The 14,620-nt window shown below is 32.0% G+C and carries 14 protein-coding genes and 1 pseudogene; 10 read left to right on the forward strand and 5 right to left on the reverse strand.

Annotated features, from left to right (window positions below; genetic code table 11):
- The first annotated feature begins 40 nt into the window (after nt 1-40).
- Together brxB and MT340_RS06840 are read left to right on the forward strand one after the other, a co-directional pair.
- Nucleotides 41-478: a bacilliredoxin BrxB gene (brxB, locus tag MT340_RS06835; protein ID WP_243589299.1), complete on the forward strand. Its 438-nt coding sequence runs from the start codon at nt 41-43 to the stop codon at nt 476-478.
- A gap of 12 nt (nt 479-490) precedes the next feature.
- Nucleotides 491-1,468 (forward strand): aromatic acid exporter family protein, encoded by a 978-nt coding sequence (locus tag MT340_RS06840; protein ID WP_243589300.1) that lies wholly within the window; start codon nt 491-493, stop codon nt 1,466-1,468.
- A gap of 96 nt (nt 1,469-1,564) precedes the next feature.
- Here the strand turns inward: MT340_RS06840 and prli42 are convergent, their stop codons facing one another.
- Complete coding sequence (gene prli42, locus MT340_RS06845; protein WP_243589301.1) at nt 1,565-1,660, reverse strand: stressosome-associated protein Prli42; 96 nt, start codon at nt 1,658-1,660, stop codon at nt 1,565-1,567.
- Nucleotides 1,661-1,829: 169 nt separating this feature from the next.
- Between prli42 and MT340_RS06850 the strand changes: the two genes are divergently transcribed.
- The 5 genes and pseudogenes from MT340_RS06850 to MT340_RS06870 all read left to right on the forward strand — a co-directional run.
- Entirely contained in the window at nt 1,830-2,954 is a 1,125-nt protein-coding gene (locus MT340_RS06850) for a M20/M25/M40 family metallo-hydrolase (protein ID WP_243589302.1), read from the forward strand.
- Nucleotides 2,955-3,031: 77 nt separating this feature from the next.
- Nucleotides 3,032-4,438: an NADP-dependent phosphogluconate dehydrogenase gene (gndA, locus tag MT340_RS06855; RefSeq protein ID WP_243589303.1), complete on the forward strand. Its 1,407-nt coding sequence runs from the start codon at nt 3,032-3,034 to the stop codon at nt 4,436-4,438.
- A 190-nt stretch (nt 4,439-4,628) separates the two neighbouring features.
- Complete coding sequence (locus MT340_RS06860) at nt 4,629-5,654, forward strand: LacI family DNA-binding transcriptional regulator (RefSeq protein WP_243603702.1); 1,026 nt, start codon at nt 4,629-4,631, stop codon at nt 5,652-5,654.
- A complete protein-coding gene (locus MT340_RS06865) occupies nt 5,654-7,300 on the forward strand; it encodes a glycoside hydrolase family 13 protein (RefSeq protein WP_243589306.1) in 1,647 nt (548 codons plus the stop codon). The genes MT340_RS06860 and MT340_RS06865 overlap by 1 nt, the downstream gene beginning before the upstream one ends.
- A pseudogene (locus tag MT340_RS06870) lies at nt 7,297-7,362 on the forward strand (type I toxin-antitoxin system Fst family toxin); the annotation flags it as partial. The gene MT340_RS06865 and the pseudogene MT340_RS06870, both read left to right, overlap by 4 nt.
- 193 nt (nt 7,363-7,555) lie before the next feature.
- Here the strand turns inward: MT340_RS06870 and MT340_RS06875 are convergent.
- Both MT340_RS06875 and zwf read right to left on the reverse strand, forming a co-directional pair.
- Nucleotides 7,556-8,419 (reverse strand): AraC family transcriptional regulator, encoded by an 864-nt coding sequence (locus tag MT340_RS06875; RefSeq protein WP_243603703.1) that lies wholly within the window; start codon nt 8,417-8,419, stop codon nt 7,556-7,558.
- 192 nt (nt 8,420-8,611) lie between these two features.
- Complete coding sequence (gene zwf / locus MT340_RS06880; RefSeq protein ID WP_243589307.1) at nt 8,612-10,099, reverse strand: glucose-6-phosphate dehydrogenase; 1,488 nt, start codon at nt 10,097-10,099, stop codon at nt 8,612-8,614.
- A 246-nt stretch (nt 10,100-10,345) separates the two neighbouring features.
- Here zwf and rnz point away from each other — a divergent pair, with 246 nt between their 5' ends.
- Nucleotides 10,346-11,266 carry a ribonuclease Z gene (gene rnz / locus MT340_RS06885; protein ID WP_243589308.1) on the forward strand — a complete coding sequence of 307 codons (921 nt, stop codon included), beginning with the start codon at nt 10,346-10,348 and terminating at the stop codon, nt 11,264-11,266.
- A gap of 64 nt (nt 11,267-11,330) precedes the next feature.
- On the opposite strand, the gene proC is transcribed toward rnz, so the two are convergent.
- Nucleotides 11,331-12,146, reverse strand: a complete 816-nt coding sequence (proC, locus tag MT340_RS06890; protein WP_243589309.1) for a pyrroline-5-carboxylate reductase — start codon at nt 12,144-12,146, stop codon at nt 11,331-11,333.
- 330 nt (nt 12,147-12,476) lie between these two features.
- Here proC and MT340_RS06895 point away from each other — a divergent pair, with 330 nt between their 5' ends.
- Nucleotides 12,477-13,232 (forward strand): SDR family NAD(P)-dependent oxidoreductase, encoded by a 756-nt coding sequence (locus MT340_RS06895; RefSeq protein WP_243589310.1) that lies wholly within the window; start codon nt 12,477-12,479, stop codon nt 13,230-13,232.
- 18 nt (nt 13,233-13,250) lie between these two features.
- Nucleotides 13,251-13,493 (forward strand): DUF1413 domain-containing protein, encoded by a 243-nt coding sequence (locus MT340_RS06900; RefSeq protein WP_243589311.1) that lies wholly within the window; start codon nt 13,251-13,253, stop codon nt 13,491-13,493.
- A 251-nt stretch (nt 13,494-13,744) separates the two neighbouring features.
- Here the strand turns inward: MT340_RS06900 and MT340_RS06905 are convergent, their stop codons facing one another.
- Nucleotides 13,745-14,347 carry a hypothetical protein gene (locus tag MT340_RS06905; protein ID WP_284120751.1) on the reverse strand — a complete coding sequence of 201 codons (603 nt, stop codon included), beginning with the start codon at nt 14,345-14,347 and terminating at the stop codon, nt 13,745-13,747.
- Between the last annotated feature and the right edge of the window lie 273 nt (nt 14,348-14,620).

A 14,620-nucleotide genomic window follows, 5' to 3' on the forward strand; every position in this document is an offset into this window, starting at 1 on the left:
GAATGACAATAACTAAAGAAATGATAGAAAGGTGATTCTCATGGACTTAAATTTTGATTTATATATGAATGGCGTAGTTGACCAGGCACGTAATGAAATTGAATCTGCAGGTTATGAACAATTAACAACTGCTGAAGAAGTAGATAAAGTATTACAACAAAACGGTACATCATTAGTTATGGTTAACTCTGTATGTGGTTGCGCAGGAGGCATTGCACGTCCAGCTGCAAGTCACGCTTTACATTATGATAAATTACCAGATAGATTAGTAACTGTATTTGCTGGTCAAGATAAAGAAGCAACACAACAAGCAAGAGATTATTTTGAAGGCTATGCTCCATCAAGTCCATCATTTGCTCTTGTTAAAGATGGCAAAATTACTGAAATGATTGAACGTCATCAAATTGAAGGTCATGACGTGATGGATGTTATTAATCAATTACAAACTCTTTTCGAAAAATATTGTGAAGAAAGATAAGAGGAGCCTACCATGTTAAAGTTAAATCCTTATAAGATTGGATTTAGAACACTAAAAACAGCGGTAGGGATAACGCTTGGCGTTATCTTAGCAAAGTGGATAGGGCTTGATAATTATGCTTCAAGCGCTATCCTTATTGTTTTATGTATTAAACACACTAAAGTACATTCTGTACAAGCTATTGTATCACGAGTTGTTTCTTGTGTTTTGGTCTTATTATTTGGTTCTCTCATTTTTAGTTTACTAGGGCAAAACGCGATAGTATTAGGTTTAATAGTATTATTATTTATTCCTATAACTGTAATGCTCAAAGTCCAAGAAGGCGTAGTGACAAGTTGTGTTATATTACTACATGTATTTAATGCAAAAACAATTAATCTACATCTAATCATCAATGAACTGCTCCTATTGACTATTGGCTTAGGAATTGCATTTATAATGAATTTAATTATGCCTAGTCTAGATAAGAAATTACTTGATTTTAAAAGAGAAGTGGAATCAGGATTTAAGGAAATATTCAAATCCTATAGTGAAGCTTGTACTCATTATAATAATGATTTAGTTATTTCTTTTGAAAAGATACAATTAGATATTAGAAAAGCGAAATCAATTGCTTTTAGAGACGTGAAAAATCATTTTGGACGTAATGAAAATTCATATTATCACTATTTTGATATGAGACAAGAACAACTTGAACTTCTACGTAGATTACAACCTTTAATACATCAGATAACAGTTGATGATCCTTTAATTGAAGATATTTCTAATTTGATGGCTGAAATTGGCAAAAATGTTAATAGTAACGATTATACTGCTTTACGTTTACACTCTTTATATGAAATTCGTTTATCCTTAGATGAATTACCTTTGCCGAAATCACATCAATCTTTAAGATCACGAGCAAGTATGATGCAAATACTTAATGAGTTAGAAGAATATTTGAATATTAAATCTCAATTTGGTTCATTAAGATTACATAATGAGATGTAAACCGTTTGAATAGCTACACTTATTTTTTATTATTCTGAAAAATTGAGGACGAAATGTTGATCAACATTTCGTCCTCAATTTATATGCGTCATATTGTTAGTGCATTAATGGAACTAAACTTGTAAGTAATAATGCTGCCACTACAGCAATTAACATGACGATAATAATCACTTTTAAGACTTTATTATTCAACTTTGTCGCTCCTTAAATATCAAGTTTCTGCTTAAAACCTTTTAATATAGTTAAATTATAGTATATAAATTAACCTTAAATGATTTTAATACAAATGGCAATCAATTTATTTTTGAAATTGATGAAAGTCAGTTAAAATAATAATTATATGAGAAAGGGGATTTTACGTATGGTAAACAGTCAACGCTTATTAAATACATTTTTAGAATTAGTTCAAATTAATTCTGAAACGGGCCATGAAGAAGTTATTCAACCCATTTTAAAAAAACGATTTGAAGATCTAGGTTTACAAGTAAAAGAAGATAATGCATCAAAGAAAGAGTGGTTAGGTGCTAATAATTTAGTTTGTACATTACCAAGCAACACGACTGAAGAAGATGTTTCTAAAATTTACTTTACAAGTCATATGGATACAGTGGTTCCAGGTATAGATGTGAAACCGCAAGTTAAAGATGATGGATATATTTATTCTGATGGTACAACTGTACTTGGCTCTGATGATAAAGCCGGCTTAGCAGCAATCATTGAAACAATCGAAGTATTAAAAGAAAATAATATTCCTCATGGACAAATTCAATTTGTGATTACTGTTGGAGAGGAATCAGGATTAAAAGGCGCTAAAGAATTAGATCCATCTATGCTTGATGCTCAATTTGGTTATGCAGTAGATGCTAGTCAACCAGTAGGTACAACGGTAGTAGGCGCGCCGACACAAATGGTATTGAAAACAACTATTCATGGGAAAACAGCACATGCGAGCACCCCGAATGAAGGTATCAGTGCAATCAATATTGCAGCTAAAGCAATCAGTAAAATGAGTTTAGGTCAAATAGACGATTATACCACTGCGAATATTGGTAAATTCCATGGTGGATCAGCCACAAATATTGTAGCTGATGAAGTAGTTATTGAGGCTGAAGCACGTTCTCATAATGATGAAAGTATCGATAAACAAGTCACTCATATGAAAGAAGTATTTGAAAAGACTGCTCAAGAATTAGGTGGGCAAGCTAAAGTTGAAATAGAAAAAAGTTATCCAGGCTTTAAAATTGAAGATGATGATCAAGTGACACAATATGCAATTAACAGTGCACAACAACTTGGACTTAGTGGTAATACTGTTATTGCTGGCGGTGGATCAGATGGAAGTATCATAAATACGTATGGTATTCCAACAGTCATCCTTGGCGTAGGATATGAGCATATTCATACTACTTCTGAACGTATAGCTGTTGAGTCTTTAAATCAATTAGCACAGCAGTTATTAAAAATCATTGAATTAGTCAGTGAATAGTTATTAGTTTAGTGAAGTCTTTTCAAGTTTTGTGATACAATACTATTGAAAAAAATCGAATGAGAGAGGTAAGTAATATGACTCAACAAATAGGTGTAGTAGGATTAGCTGTAATGGGTAAAAACCTAGCATGGAATATTGAATCTCGTGGTTACAGCGTATCAGTATATAATCGCTCAAGCGAAAAAACTGACGAAATGGTGAAAGAATCAGAAGGTAAACAAATTCACCCAACATATTCTTTAGAGGAATTTGTTAATTCATTAGAAAAACCACGTAAAATTTTATTAATGGTTAAAGCTGGTCCAGCTACTGACGCAACAATTGACAGCTTATTACCTTTATTAGATGACGATGATATTTTAATCGATGGTGGTAATACAAATTACCAAGATACTATTCGTCGTAACAAAGCGTTAGCAGAAAGTGGTATTAACTTTATTGGTATGGGAGTATCTGGCGGTGAAGTTGGTGCGCTTACTGGTCCTTCATTAATGCCAGGTGGTCAAGAAGCTGCTTACAATAAAGTAAGTGATATTTTAGATGCTATCGCTGCGAAAGCTAAAGATGACGCTTCATGCGTAGAATACATTGGTCCTAATGGTGCAGGCCATTATGTAAAAATGGTGCACAATGGTATCGAATATGCAGATATGCAATTAATTGCTGAAAGTTACGCAATGATGAAAGATTTACTAGGTATGTCTCATGAAGAAATTTCTAAAACTTTCAAAGAATGGAATGCTGGTGAATTAGAAAGTTATTTAATTGAAATCACTGGTGACATTTTCACTAAATTAGATGAAAATAATGAAGCTTTAGTTGAAAAAATTCTTGATACAGCCGGTCAAAAAGGTACTGGTAAATGGACTTCAATCAACGCATTAGAATTAGGTATTCCTTTAACAATTATTACTGAATCTGTATTCGCACGTTTCATTTCTTCAATCAAACAAGAACGTGTAAATGCATCTAAAGAATTAAACGGTCCTGAAGTTAAATTCAACGGCAATAAAGAAGAATTCTTAGAAAAAATTCGTAAAGCTTTATATATGAGTAAAATTTGTTCATATGCTCAAGGTTTCGCTCAAATGCGTAAAGCAAGTGAAGAAAATGAATGGAACCTTAAATTAGGCGATCTTGCTATGATTTGGCGAGAAGGTTGTATCATCCGTGCACAATTCTTACAAAAAATTAAAGATGCTTATGATAATAATGCAGAATTACAAAACTTATTATTAGACCCTTACTTCAAAGGCATAGTTACTGAATACCAAGATGCATTAAGAGATGTTATTGCAACTGGTGTTCGCAATGGTGTACCAACACCTGGTTTCTCTGCAAGTGTAAACTATTATGATAGTTACCGTTCAGAAGATCTACCAGCTAACTTAATTCAAGCTCAACGTGACTATTTCGGTGCGCATACTTATGAACGTAAAGATAAAGAAGGCGTATTCCATACTCAATGGGTAGAAGAATAAACCTTTTTAAAATATAAAAATTAATATATTTTGATGAAGTAGTAGCAATTCAAGTTACTACTTCATTTTTTATAATTAAATGTGCAAACGATTGCACAAAATCATTGACTTCTTATTAATATATTTTTAATATAAGTGTATAGCTTACTTGTAAGCGCTTACCCATTTTAAAAAGAAAGTGTGGTTTCTCATGAGGACAACCATTAAAGATGTAGCTTCTGAGGCGAATGTATCCATCTCAACTGTTTCAAGAGTGATCCGTAATAACCCTAAGATCACTGAAGCAACTGCAAACAGAGTTAGAGAAGCGATGGACAAATTAGGATATATTCCAAACCAAGCTGCTCGCACATTAATTACAAATAAAACCTTAACAATTGGTTTAATTATTAAAAGTTCTTCCTCAGATGTAAGGCAAAATCCGTTTAATAGTGATGTGTTAAATGGCATTCATCAAGAATGTAATCGCCACGGCTATTCAACCAAAATGACGGTATCTGAACATTCAAATGAGCTATTTACTGAAGTTAAACAAATGGTTCAATCGCGAAGTGTAGATGGTTTTATACTCTTATATTCTAAAGAGAATGATGAAATAGAAAGACTTCTTCATGAACATAGTCTTCCTTATATAGTTGTTGGTAAACCACTTAACTACGATGATGTAATTCATATTGATAACGATAATATAAATGCTTCTCAACGATTAACAAAGTATTTATATGACTTAGGCCATAGACATATGCTTTTTCTCAAAGAGCCAGGAAATTTTGCGGTAACGAACGATAGGGAACTTGGTTTCAGAAATATTTGTGAGAAATTTAAAATTCAATATGCAGTTGAAGAAGCAGAGTCGCGACATTCAGTAAATAAGATTGTTGAACACTATTGCATTGAAGATCATCCCCTAAAACCTACTGTAATGATTACTTCTGATGCGATGTTAAATCTTCAAGTTCTTAGCGTTTTATATGATTACAACCTTCATATACCTGACACCATTCAAACTTGTACTTTTAATACATCTTTTTTGACTAAAAATGCAGCACCACCACAAACTAGCGTCTGCATTAACCCTGATTTGTTAGGTAAAAAAGCTGGCGCAACAATAATCAATTTATTGAAAGGTTTGCCTGTTTCATTTTCAAAAAAAGAAATAGAAACACATTTAGAAATTAGACAATCAACAAAAAATATAGCAAAGGAGAATGAATAATGACTAAAAATTGGTGGAAAGAAGCAGTAGCGTATCAAGTTTACCCAAGAAGCTTCAATGATAGTAATAATGACGGGATTGGAGATTTACCAGGTGTTATTGAAAAATTAGATTACTTAAAAGACTTAGGTATCGATGTGATTTGGCTAAGCCCTATGTATCAATCACCAAATGATGATAATGGATATGATATTAGTGATTATCAAGAAATTATGGATGAATTTGGCACAATGGAAGATTTCGATCGTTTGTTAAAAGGCGTACATGATAGAGGCATGAAACTCATTCTAGATTTAGTTGTCAATCATACGTCAGACGAACATCCATGGTTTATTGAGTCGAAATCAAGTAAAGATAATCCTAAAAGAGATTGGTATATTTGGGCTGACCCAAAACCTGATGGTTCTGAACCTAACAATTGGGAAAGCATCTTTAATGGTTCAACTTGGCAATTTGATGAAGTCACAGATCAATATTACTTCCATTTATTTAGCAAAAAACAACCAGATTTAAATTGGGATAATCCAGAAGTACGTGAAGCCGTGTTTGATATGATGAATTGGTGGTTTGAGAAAGGTATCGATGGCTTCCGAGTAGATGCAATTACGCATATTAAGAAAACGTTTGAAGCCGGTGATTTACCAGTACCTGAAGGAAAAAGATATGCGCCAGCATTTGAAGTAGACATGAACCAACCTGGTATTCAAGAATGGTTACAGGAAATGAAAGATGAGTCTTTAAGTAAATATGACATCATGACTGTAGGAGAGGCGAATGGTGTCAATCCAGATAATGCGGAAGAATGGGTCGGAGAAGATAAGGGTAAATTTAATATGATCTTCCAATTCGAACATTTAGGTTTATGGAGCACAGGCGACTCACAATTCGATGTTAAAGCGTATAAAGAAGTATTAAATCGTTGGCAAAAGACATTAGAGGGTGTGGGCTGGAACGCTTTATTTATTGAAAATCACGACCAACCACGTAGAGTATCTACATGGGGCAATGATACAGATTATTGGTATGAATCAGCTACTAGTCACGCAGTAGTTTATTTCTTACAACAAGGTACACCATTTATTTATCAAGGACAAGAAATTGGTATGACTAATTATCCGTTTGAAAGTATCGAAACCTTTAATGACGTTGCTGTTAAAAATGAGTACCAAATTGTAAAAGAACAAGGCGGAGACGTTACTCAATTATTAGATAAATATAAAATGGAAAATCGTGATAATTCACGTACGCCAATGCAATGGGATGATTCTACTAATGGTGGGTTTACTGAAGGTGAACCATGGTTCCCAGTCAATCCAAATTATAAAGAAATCAATGTAGAACAACAATTAGAAGATGAGAAATCCGTACTTAATTTTTATAAAAAATTAATTCAATTGAAGAAATCATACGATATTTATACTTATGGACAATTTGATTTAGTCGATGCCGATAATGAAGATGTGTTTGCTTATACGCGTAAATTAGATGGTAAAACAGTCGTCGTGGCAGGCAACTTAACAGATAAATCTGCACAATTATCATTAGCATTTGAAGTGGATAGTGAAGCAATTAAATTACACAACTATGATTGTCCGTTAAATGTAGCATCTCTCAAACCATTCGAAGCTTTTGTAGCTGAGATATAAGTGGTTGTATTGTTGCGATATTTGCGCAATGGCTACGCACACGCAATAATAAGAAAAAATAGGCGACAAGCCACACCACTAAAAAATCCCCTCACTACTCGCAATAGTGAGGGGATTAGTGTATAAGATGCACGAAGCTCTTGTTAATCGAATTATGACACTAGAGCGTAGAATATTGCAAATATATATACCTAATAAAGCGATTAATGAACTATAGTTAGTAGCTTGTTAATCGTACTTATCTTATTCAATAATTTATATATCGTAATCTTCTTGTTTAATAGGTAACCAAAGTTGAATTTTAGTGAATGGGTCCTCAAATGAGAAATCAAAAGGATAAATTTCTACATACAAGCTGTCTCGTTCATATGGTAAAGTGAGTTGTAAACTTGATTCTATATAATACCAAGCCTCATTAACTGCATAATCAATTTCACCTTTTAAATTGAATTTAGCATAATGTCTGCCCGGTAACAATCTACTTTCTAAATGTGCTGGATAGCGTTCACTTGGGACGCCAACAAATATTTCTACACCTTCGTCTAATGGGCAAGTTATGACAAATATCTCATATGGGCTTATATTATTATATCTTTTCAATTCTTTTAATCTACCATCGTTGAATAAATCTTCTAAAAAATCAGGGACTTTATATGGGTTAGATAAGTTATCCGCTTCAACAAATCGAGCATATCCAACTAATGGTATATCATCAGTATTGTCTAGTCTATATGGATAGGGTGCACGTTCAGTGGTTGTTAATTTAATATACAGTCGTTCTTGTAATTTTAACTCATCTTTTTTTGCAGATGCTTGAATAGGTGAGATACCATGAAAATCACTAAAATCATTAGCAAATTCATTCGAACTTGTATAATTGTATTTTTTAGCTACATCAACTAACCTTGAAGCACTTAGCATCATCTCTCTAGCTGCTGCAGTCATTTTTCTAGCATGTGCATAACTCTCTGGTGATTGTCCTACAATCATTTTAAATGATTGATCTAGATGGTAAGGAGAAAGACCAACGTAATCACTTAAATCTTGCAAATTAAACGGCTCTAATAAACGATCCTCAATATATACGATTGCCTGTTGTATCTGCTTGATAACGTCCAAAACTTTCACTCCAATAATTTTACAATCAATTAATACATATTTTACCTTATTTTATAAAAATATACACCTTAACGTGTGCTATCTTTAGAAACTTTTTCAAAAATTACTTAAAAAGGACAGAATATGAGTTCAAATCATCCAGATTCAAACATCATATTGTGTCCTCCTTTAAAAATAATATTGTAAATGAGTTTATTGAATATCGTCCCACCAATGATTTCCATCACGACTTAACAATAAATCACTTTCTAATGGACCATTCGTACCAGATTTATAATTAGGGAAGCATGATGGTTCATTCATTGACCATTCTTCTTGAATAACATCAACAAATTTCCAAGTTGATTTTAATTCTTCCCAATGAGTAAAGTTTGTCGCATCACCTTTAAGGCAATCGAATAATAGGTTCTCATATGCGTCCACAGTGTTCATTTTATCTTGAGCACTTAATGCATATGATAACTGTACAGGTTCAGTATCAATGCCTTGAATGTTTTTCTTAGCGTTTAGATGAAGTGACATACCTTCATTTGGTTGAATATTGATAACTAGTAAATTAGAATCAAGTAATTTATCAGTTTGATAATATAAATTCATAGGAACTTCTTTGAATTCAACTACAACTTGAATTGTTTTAGACTTCATTCGTTTACCTGTTCTAATATAGAATGGCACACCTGCCCAACGGAAATTGTCAATAGTTAAACGTCCTGAAACAAATGTAGGTGTATTTGAATCTTCAGCCACGCGATCTTCTTCACGATAAGCTTTTACTTCTTCACCGTTTATATAACCTCTATCATATTGTCCACGAACAAAGTTCTTTTTCACTTCTTCAGGCTTTAATTGTCTAAGTGATTTTAATACTTTAACTTTTTCAGCACGGATATCTTCACTTTTAAGACTAATAGGGGCTTCCATTGCTAATAAAGCGACCATTTGTAACATATGGTTTTGTACCATATCTTTTAAAGCACCACTTGACTCATAGTATCCACCACGATCTTCAACACCCAGTATTTCAGAAGATGTAACTTGTATATTAGAAATATATTTATTATTCCATAATGGTTCAAACATGGCGTTTGAGAAACGTAACACCTCGATATTTTGTACCATATCTTTACCAAGATAATGGTCAATACGATAAATTTCTTCTTCTTTGAATGATTGACGAAGTTGATTATTTAATCGTTCAGCTGATTTCAAGTCGCTACCAAATGGTTTCTCAATAACAAGACGTTTAAAGCCGGTTGTTTCAGTAAGACCCGATGATTTTAAATAATCAGAAATAATACCAAAGAATTGAGGTGCCATCGCTAAGTAGAACAAGCGATTACCTTTTAATTGATATTGAGTATCTAACTGATTAGAAAAATCTAATAAAGCATGATAACTTTGTTCATCACTAACATCATGTTTGAAGTAATAAACATGTTCCATAAATTCATTAATTTGAGTAGTATCTTCAACGTGCGATTGAATAGATGCTTTCACTTGTTCACGGAAAATTTCATTCGTGTAATCTCGACGTCCAATTCCAATAATAGCGATATGTTCATCTAAATTATCTTGTTGAAATAAGTGGAATAAAGACGGAAATAACTTTCTATGACTTAAATCTCCAGTAGCCCCGAAGATAGTAATTAAACAAGGGATGTGTTTCGTTTGTTTACTCAAGTTCAAAACCTCAATTCTTTAATAGCTATGATTTATTTATTATAAAATAAATTAATAGTACTTCCTATATTTTTGCTTTAAATAAGTATTAAGTTCATATTTTCATTCGAAACGTATAACGCACAATTTAATATATTATAAATATCATTATACCTTAAACCGATTTGAATTTATTTATTTTATTTCTTATTATAACAATCACTTCTACATATGATAAAATATATTGAAGAAAAAGGAGGCATATGCATGGAAGTGACATTTTTTGGAACGAGTGCAGGATTACCAACTAAAGAAAGAAACACTCAATCCATTGCTTTAAATCTTGAGCCATATTCAAATGCAATTTGGCTTTTCGATGTTGGCGAGGGAACACAACATCAAATTTTACATCATTCAATTAAACTAGGAAAAGTTGATCATATTTTTATCACGCATATGCACGGCGATCACATTTTTGGTTTACCTGGATTATTAACAAGTCGTTCGTTTCAAGGTGGAGAAGACAAACCGCTAACTATTATTGGACCTAAAGGTATACGAGCTTATATTGAAACCTCACTAAAATTATCCGAATCACATTTAAACTATCCAACAACATTTATTGAAATTGATAATAATTTTACATATCATCATAAAGGTTTTTCAGTTTCAGCTAAGTTATTAAATCATGGCATACCTTCCTATGGTTACCGTATAGAATCACCTACAACACCAGGTACAATTGATGTTCAGGCATTAAAAGCGATTGGTTTAGAACCCGGTCCGAAATATCAAGAAGTTAAAATTTATGATACTTTTGAACACAATGGACAAGTATTTAATTCTAATGACTTTAAAGGACCTGCTAAACCAGGACCCGTAATTTCAATCTTCGGAGATACTAAACCTTGTAAAAATGAAGTAACTATTGCTCGGGATGCAGAAATAATGATACACGAAGCAACCTATATAGAAGGCGACAAAACATTAGCTAACAACTATCATCACAGTCATATCGACGATGTTTTCTCTTTAATTAGACAAGCCAACGTAAATAGAAGTCTAATTACTCATTTAAGCAATCGTTATAATTTCGAAGATATCGACAAAATAAAAATTGAGTTAAAACAGTTAGAAGATACACCAAACTTCGAATTTGTAAAAGACTTTGAAACTTATAAAATTTAATTATTTAATGAAAAACCCTATCCATATAACAAAAGAGGATAGGGTTTTTTACAAAATTTTAATATTAGTGATTTTCGTTTTTAGAAAGTTCCATACTTCTCTCAACAGCAGCATTTAAGCAATCTTCAAAAACACCTTTAATATCATGTTCCGATAGTGCATTTAAACCCGCCTGAGTAGTGCCGCCTTTAGAAGTAATATTTTTACGTAATTGTTCCATACTTAAATCAGAACGTTCAATCATTTTACTTGTTCCAATAATTAGGTTTTTTATTGACTCTTCAACTTGACCTCTTTCAAGACCTAATTCAGTTCCAGCTTTAACATACTGTTCAAATACATGATATAAGAAAGCAGGACCACTCCCAGTAATGGCAGTTACTTGATGTAAGTGATCTTCATCAACTTCGATTACAGAACCAAATGCATTAACTAATTCAATCACTTCTTCTTTAGATTTAGGCCCAAAGTTCCCTGAGAAGCTAATACCTGTTACTGAATGACCAACTTGCGCATTAGTATTAGGCATTATACGTGCAATAGGGTTAGATACTTGAAGTTGTTCATGAATATAGTTAATTGGTAAACCAGCCATAATGGAAATAAATCGATTTTCATCTGTAATATGCGGTTGAATTCTTTTTGCTACTTCTTCAAAATCGTAAGGTTTAGTTCCTAAAAATACATAATCCGCATCTTTTAATAATGCTTCATCATCATAACTGTATTCCACACCTAACTCTTCAGCAAATTGTTTAAGCCTCTCTTCGTTTGACTTATTAGTTAAATAGATATCATTTGAATTAAGCGTTTTAGAATTGATAATTCCTTTAAAAATCGCTTGTGCCATATTACCAGCACCATAAAATACTAATTTCATTAACAACATCACCCTCGCAATATTTTTATACCACCATAGTAACATATAAGAGGCACTTATTTTTAAGAATAAAAATTTAGTGCCTCTATACGCATGAGCTTTAGCTCAGGTGACCCTCTGCAAGAACTCTTTTTCACAAAAAAAGATAGTTCGACTATACGCATGAGCTTCAGCTCAGGTGATCCTTTAAGTTTATTTTTAGAATAAAAATTTAGTATCACTATATGAATGCTTTATTTTCAAAATAAATAACGCTTAAATCCCCAATTTATTTATAAATACTTAAAAATAAGTTACTATAATTATAAAATTTATAAAGGAGTTCAAAATATGATTGGTCAGCATTATATTGTCACTGGAGGCACAAGTGGGCTAGGTTTAGAAATAGTTAAACAGTTACTAGAAAAAGGTGTATTTGTTACAGTAATAGCAAGAAATGAGTCAAAATTTAATGATATTGATTTTGGTTCATATCAATCTAAAGTGACTATGGTTCATTGTGACTTACAAAATAGGGAAGCCATCGCTAATATAACCTCTACCATTAAATATCCAATTAATGGATTGATTTACAGTTCAGGGTTAGGCTATTTTAAATCAGTTACGCATCATTCTACTGAAGAAATGATTGAAACTTACGATGTGAACTTAATTAGTTTCAATCTACTTTACAATGTATTGCGACCTTACTTTTCAAAAAATGCATCAATCGTTAGTATTTCAAGTCAGGCCGCTTTTGTTACACAAGCCAATGCTGCACATTATGGCGCTTCTAAAGCTGCTCTTAATGCGGTTTTAAATGCTTTACGCATTGAAGAATCTCAATTTCATTTTATGGCAGTGAATCCGGGACCAATCAAAACACCATTCCACGAAAAGGCTGATCCAAGCTTAAAATATGCCCAAAAATATGAAACAGTAATGATTGATCCTCAACAATTAGCTAAAGATATCTTGATAGGCATCATTAAACGAAAAAGAGAAATTAACCAACCGAAGTGGATGCACTCTTTACTTAAAATTTACCAGTTGGCTCCAAGAACATTTGAACAATGGTTAACCCCTTTATTTAAAAATAAAAGCTAAAGTTAAGGAGGAATTTTCATGATTTGTTGTGTGAATAAACATGTCAAATATGCTGTTGAAAACTTGCAAACCATTGCACCACAAACTGTTTTTGAATTCAAAGACTTATTAGGAGATTCATATTATCACTCTTTAGAAAATAGTGAACAAGAATTTATAGAATTTAAATTTCATGAGTTAATTTTAAGAGGGGAAATAATGAATGTATCAATTTTAGATGCTGAAGATGAAAAAATGCTTCATTATATTAAAAATTATTAATAATAACAATTACATACAAACATGGCTATATAACAAAATCTATAACGTTTTTAGATTGAATTTTATAAATAATGGTCAAAACCAGAACATCATATTAAAGTTGTAAATATTTTTATAAAAAATACACCTCTAATAAAGGTAATTTATAACCGATATTAGAGATGTATTGAATTACAATGTAATATAACTGGTTATGATGGGCATAGAAAGTCACATCTTAACATGTTTATAATAGATGGTTTTGAATTAAATTATTCATCTAAATCTGGATTAAATGCTCTTTGATTAGGATCACTATCAGCACCTACAGTAGGAGTAGAACCACCTGCTTCTGGATTACCTAAATCTGTTCCTCCTGGAGAATAATAATGTCCATCACTACCTTTAGTTGCTCCTTGATAAGGGTTTGGGTTTTCTTTATTAGATGCTTCGTTAAAAATTTTCATAGCATATTCAGCATTACTCAAACCATTATGTTCTGAACGACTTTCTTCTTGTAATCTTTGATTGGCTTCAGCTTGTGTTTCTGGTCTATTATTTGAGTAGTTTGCAGTATTAGCTGTACTATTATTTGGAAGATATTCATTTGTAGATTTTTCATTTACATTTTGGGAAGTATTCACTTCAGAAGTGTTTATTTCAGAATTATTTACCTCAGAAGTATTTTGTGAAGCTTTACTTTTTTCTTTTTTAGATACATTATCTTTTTCTTTGTTTTCATCACTTTTACTTACTTTCTTGTCTTTCTTTTGTACTTGTTCTTGCTTCGAAGTCTTATTATCTGCTTCTTGACTACAACCAGTTAATAATAAACTTATTGCCAAACTTGAAACTCCTAAGTATTTAATTTTCATTTACTATCTCCTTATGACTATTGTTTTGAAATATTTTAGGTTAATATTTGAATAATTATATTATAACTATAAATAGTCTGAAAATAATATAATATTTTAAAATTTTTCTATAAACTTATATGTAAAAAAAGTTCTTCGGCATAACATACCTCAGAACTCAATGAATCAATTTTTATTACATGTTTATTTTTATTTAAAAATGCATCCAAATACTAATAATACTAAAGCAACTGTTGTTATGAGTTTAGAGTTAGGTTGTTTACCGGTTACTGT

The sequence above is a fragment of the Staphylococcus sp. NRL 16/872 genome, assembly GCF_022815905.2.
Lineage (GTDB): Bacteria > Bacillota > Bacilli > Staphylococcales > Staphylococcaceae > Staphylococcus.

Excerpts from the sequence above, each read along its gene's own strand:
- brxB (WP_243589299.1), top strand. The coding sequence starts at position 41 with ATGGACTTAAATTTTGATTTATATATGAATGGCGTAGTTGACCAGGCA.
- MT340_RS06840 (WP_243589300.1), top strand. The coding sequence starts at position 491 with ATGTTAAAGTTAAATCCTTATAAGATTGGATTTAGAACACTAAAAACA.
- MT340_RS06850 (WP_243589302.1), top strand. The coding sequence starts at position 1,830 with ATGGTAAACAGTCAACGCTTATTAAATACATTTTTAGAATTAGTTCAA.
- gndA (WP_243589303.1), top strand. The coding sequence starts at position 3,032 with ATGACTCAACAAATAGGTGTAGTAGGATTAGCTGTAATGGGTAAAAAC.
- MT340_RS06860 (WP_243603702.1), top strand. The coding sequence starts at position 4,629 with ATGAGGACAACCATTAAAGATGTAGCTTCTGAGGCGAATGTATCCATC.
- MT340_RS06865 (WP_243589306.1), top strand. The coding sequence starts at position 5,654 with ATGACTAAAAATTGGTGGAAAGAAGCAGTAGCGTATCAAGTTTACCCA.
- rnz (WP_243589308.1), top strand. The coding sequence starts at position 10,346 with ATGGAAGTGACATTTTTTGGAACGAGTGCAGGATTACCAACTAAAGAA.
- proC (WP_243589309.1), bottom strand. The coding sequence starts at position 12,146 with ATGAAATTAGTATTTTATGGTGCTGGTAATATGGCACAAGCGATTTTT.
- MT340_RS06895 (WP_243589310.1), top strand. The coding sequence starts at position 12,477 with ATGATTGGTCAGCATTATATTGTCACTGGAGGCACAAGTGGGCTAGGT.
- MT340_RS06900 (WP_243589311.1), top strand. The coding sequence starts at position 13,251 with ATGATTTGTTGTGTGAATAAACATGTCAAATATGCTGTTGAAAACTTG.
- MT340_RS06905 (WP_284120751.1), bottom strand. The coding sequence starts at position 14,347 with ATGAAAATTAAATACTTAGGAGTTTCAAGTTTGGCAATAAGTTTATTA.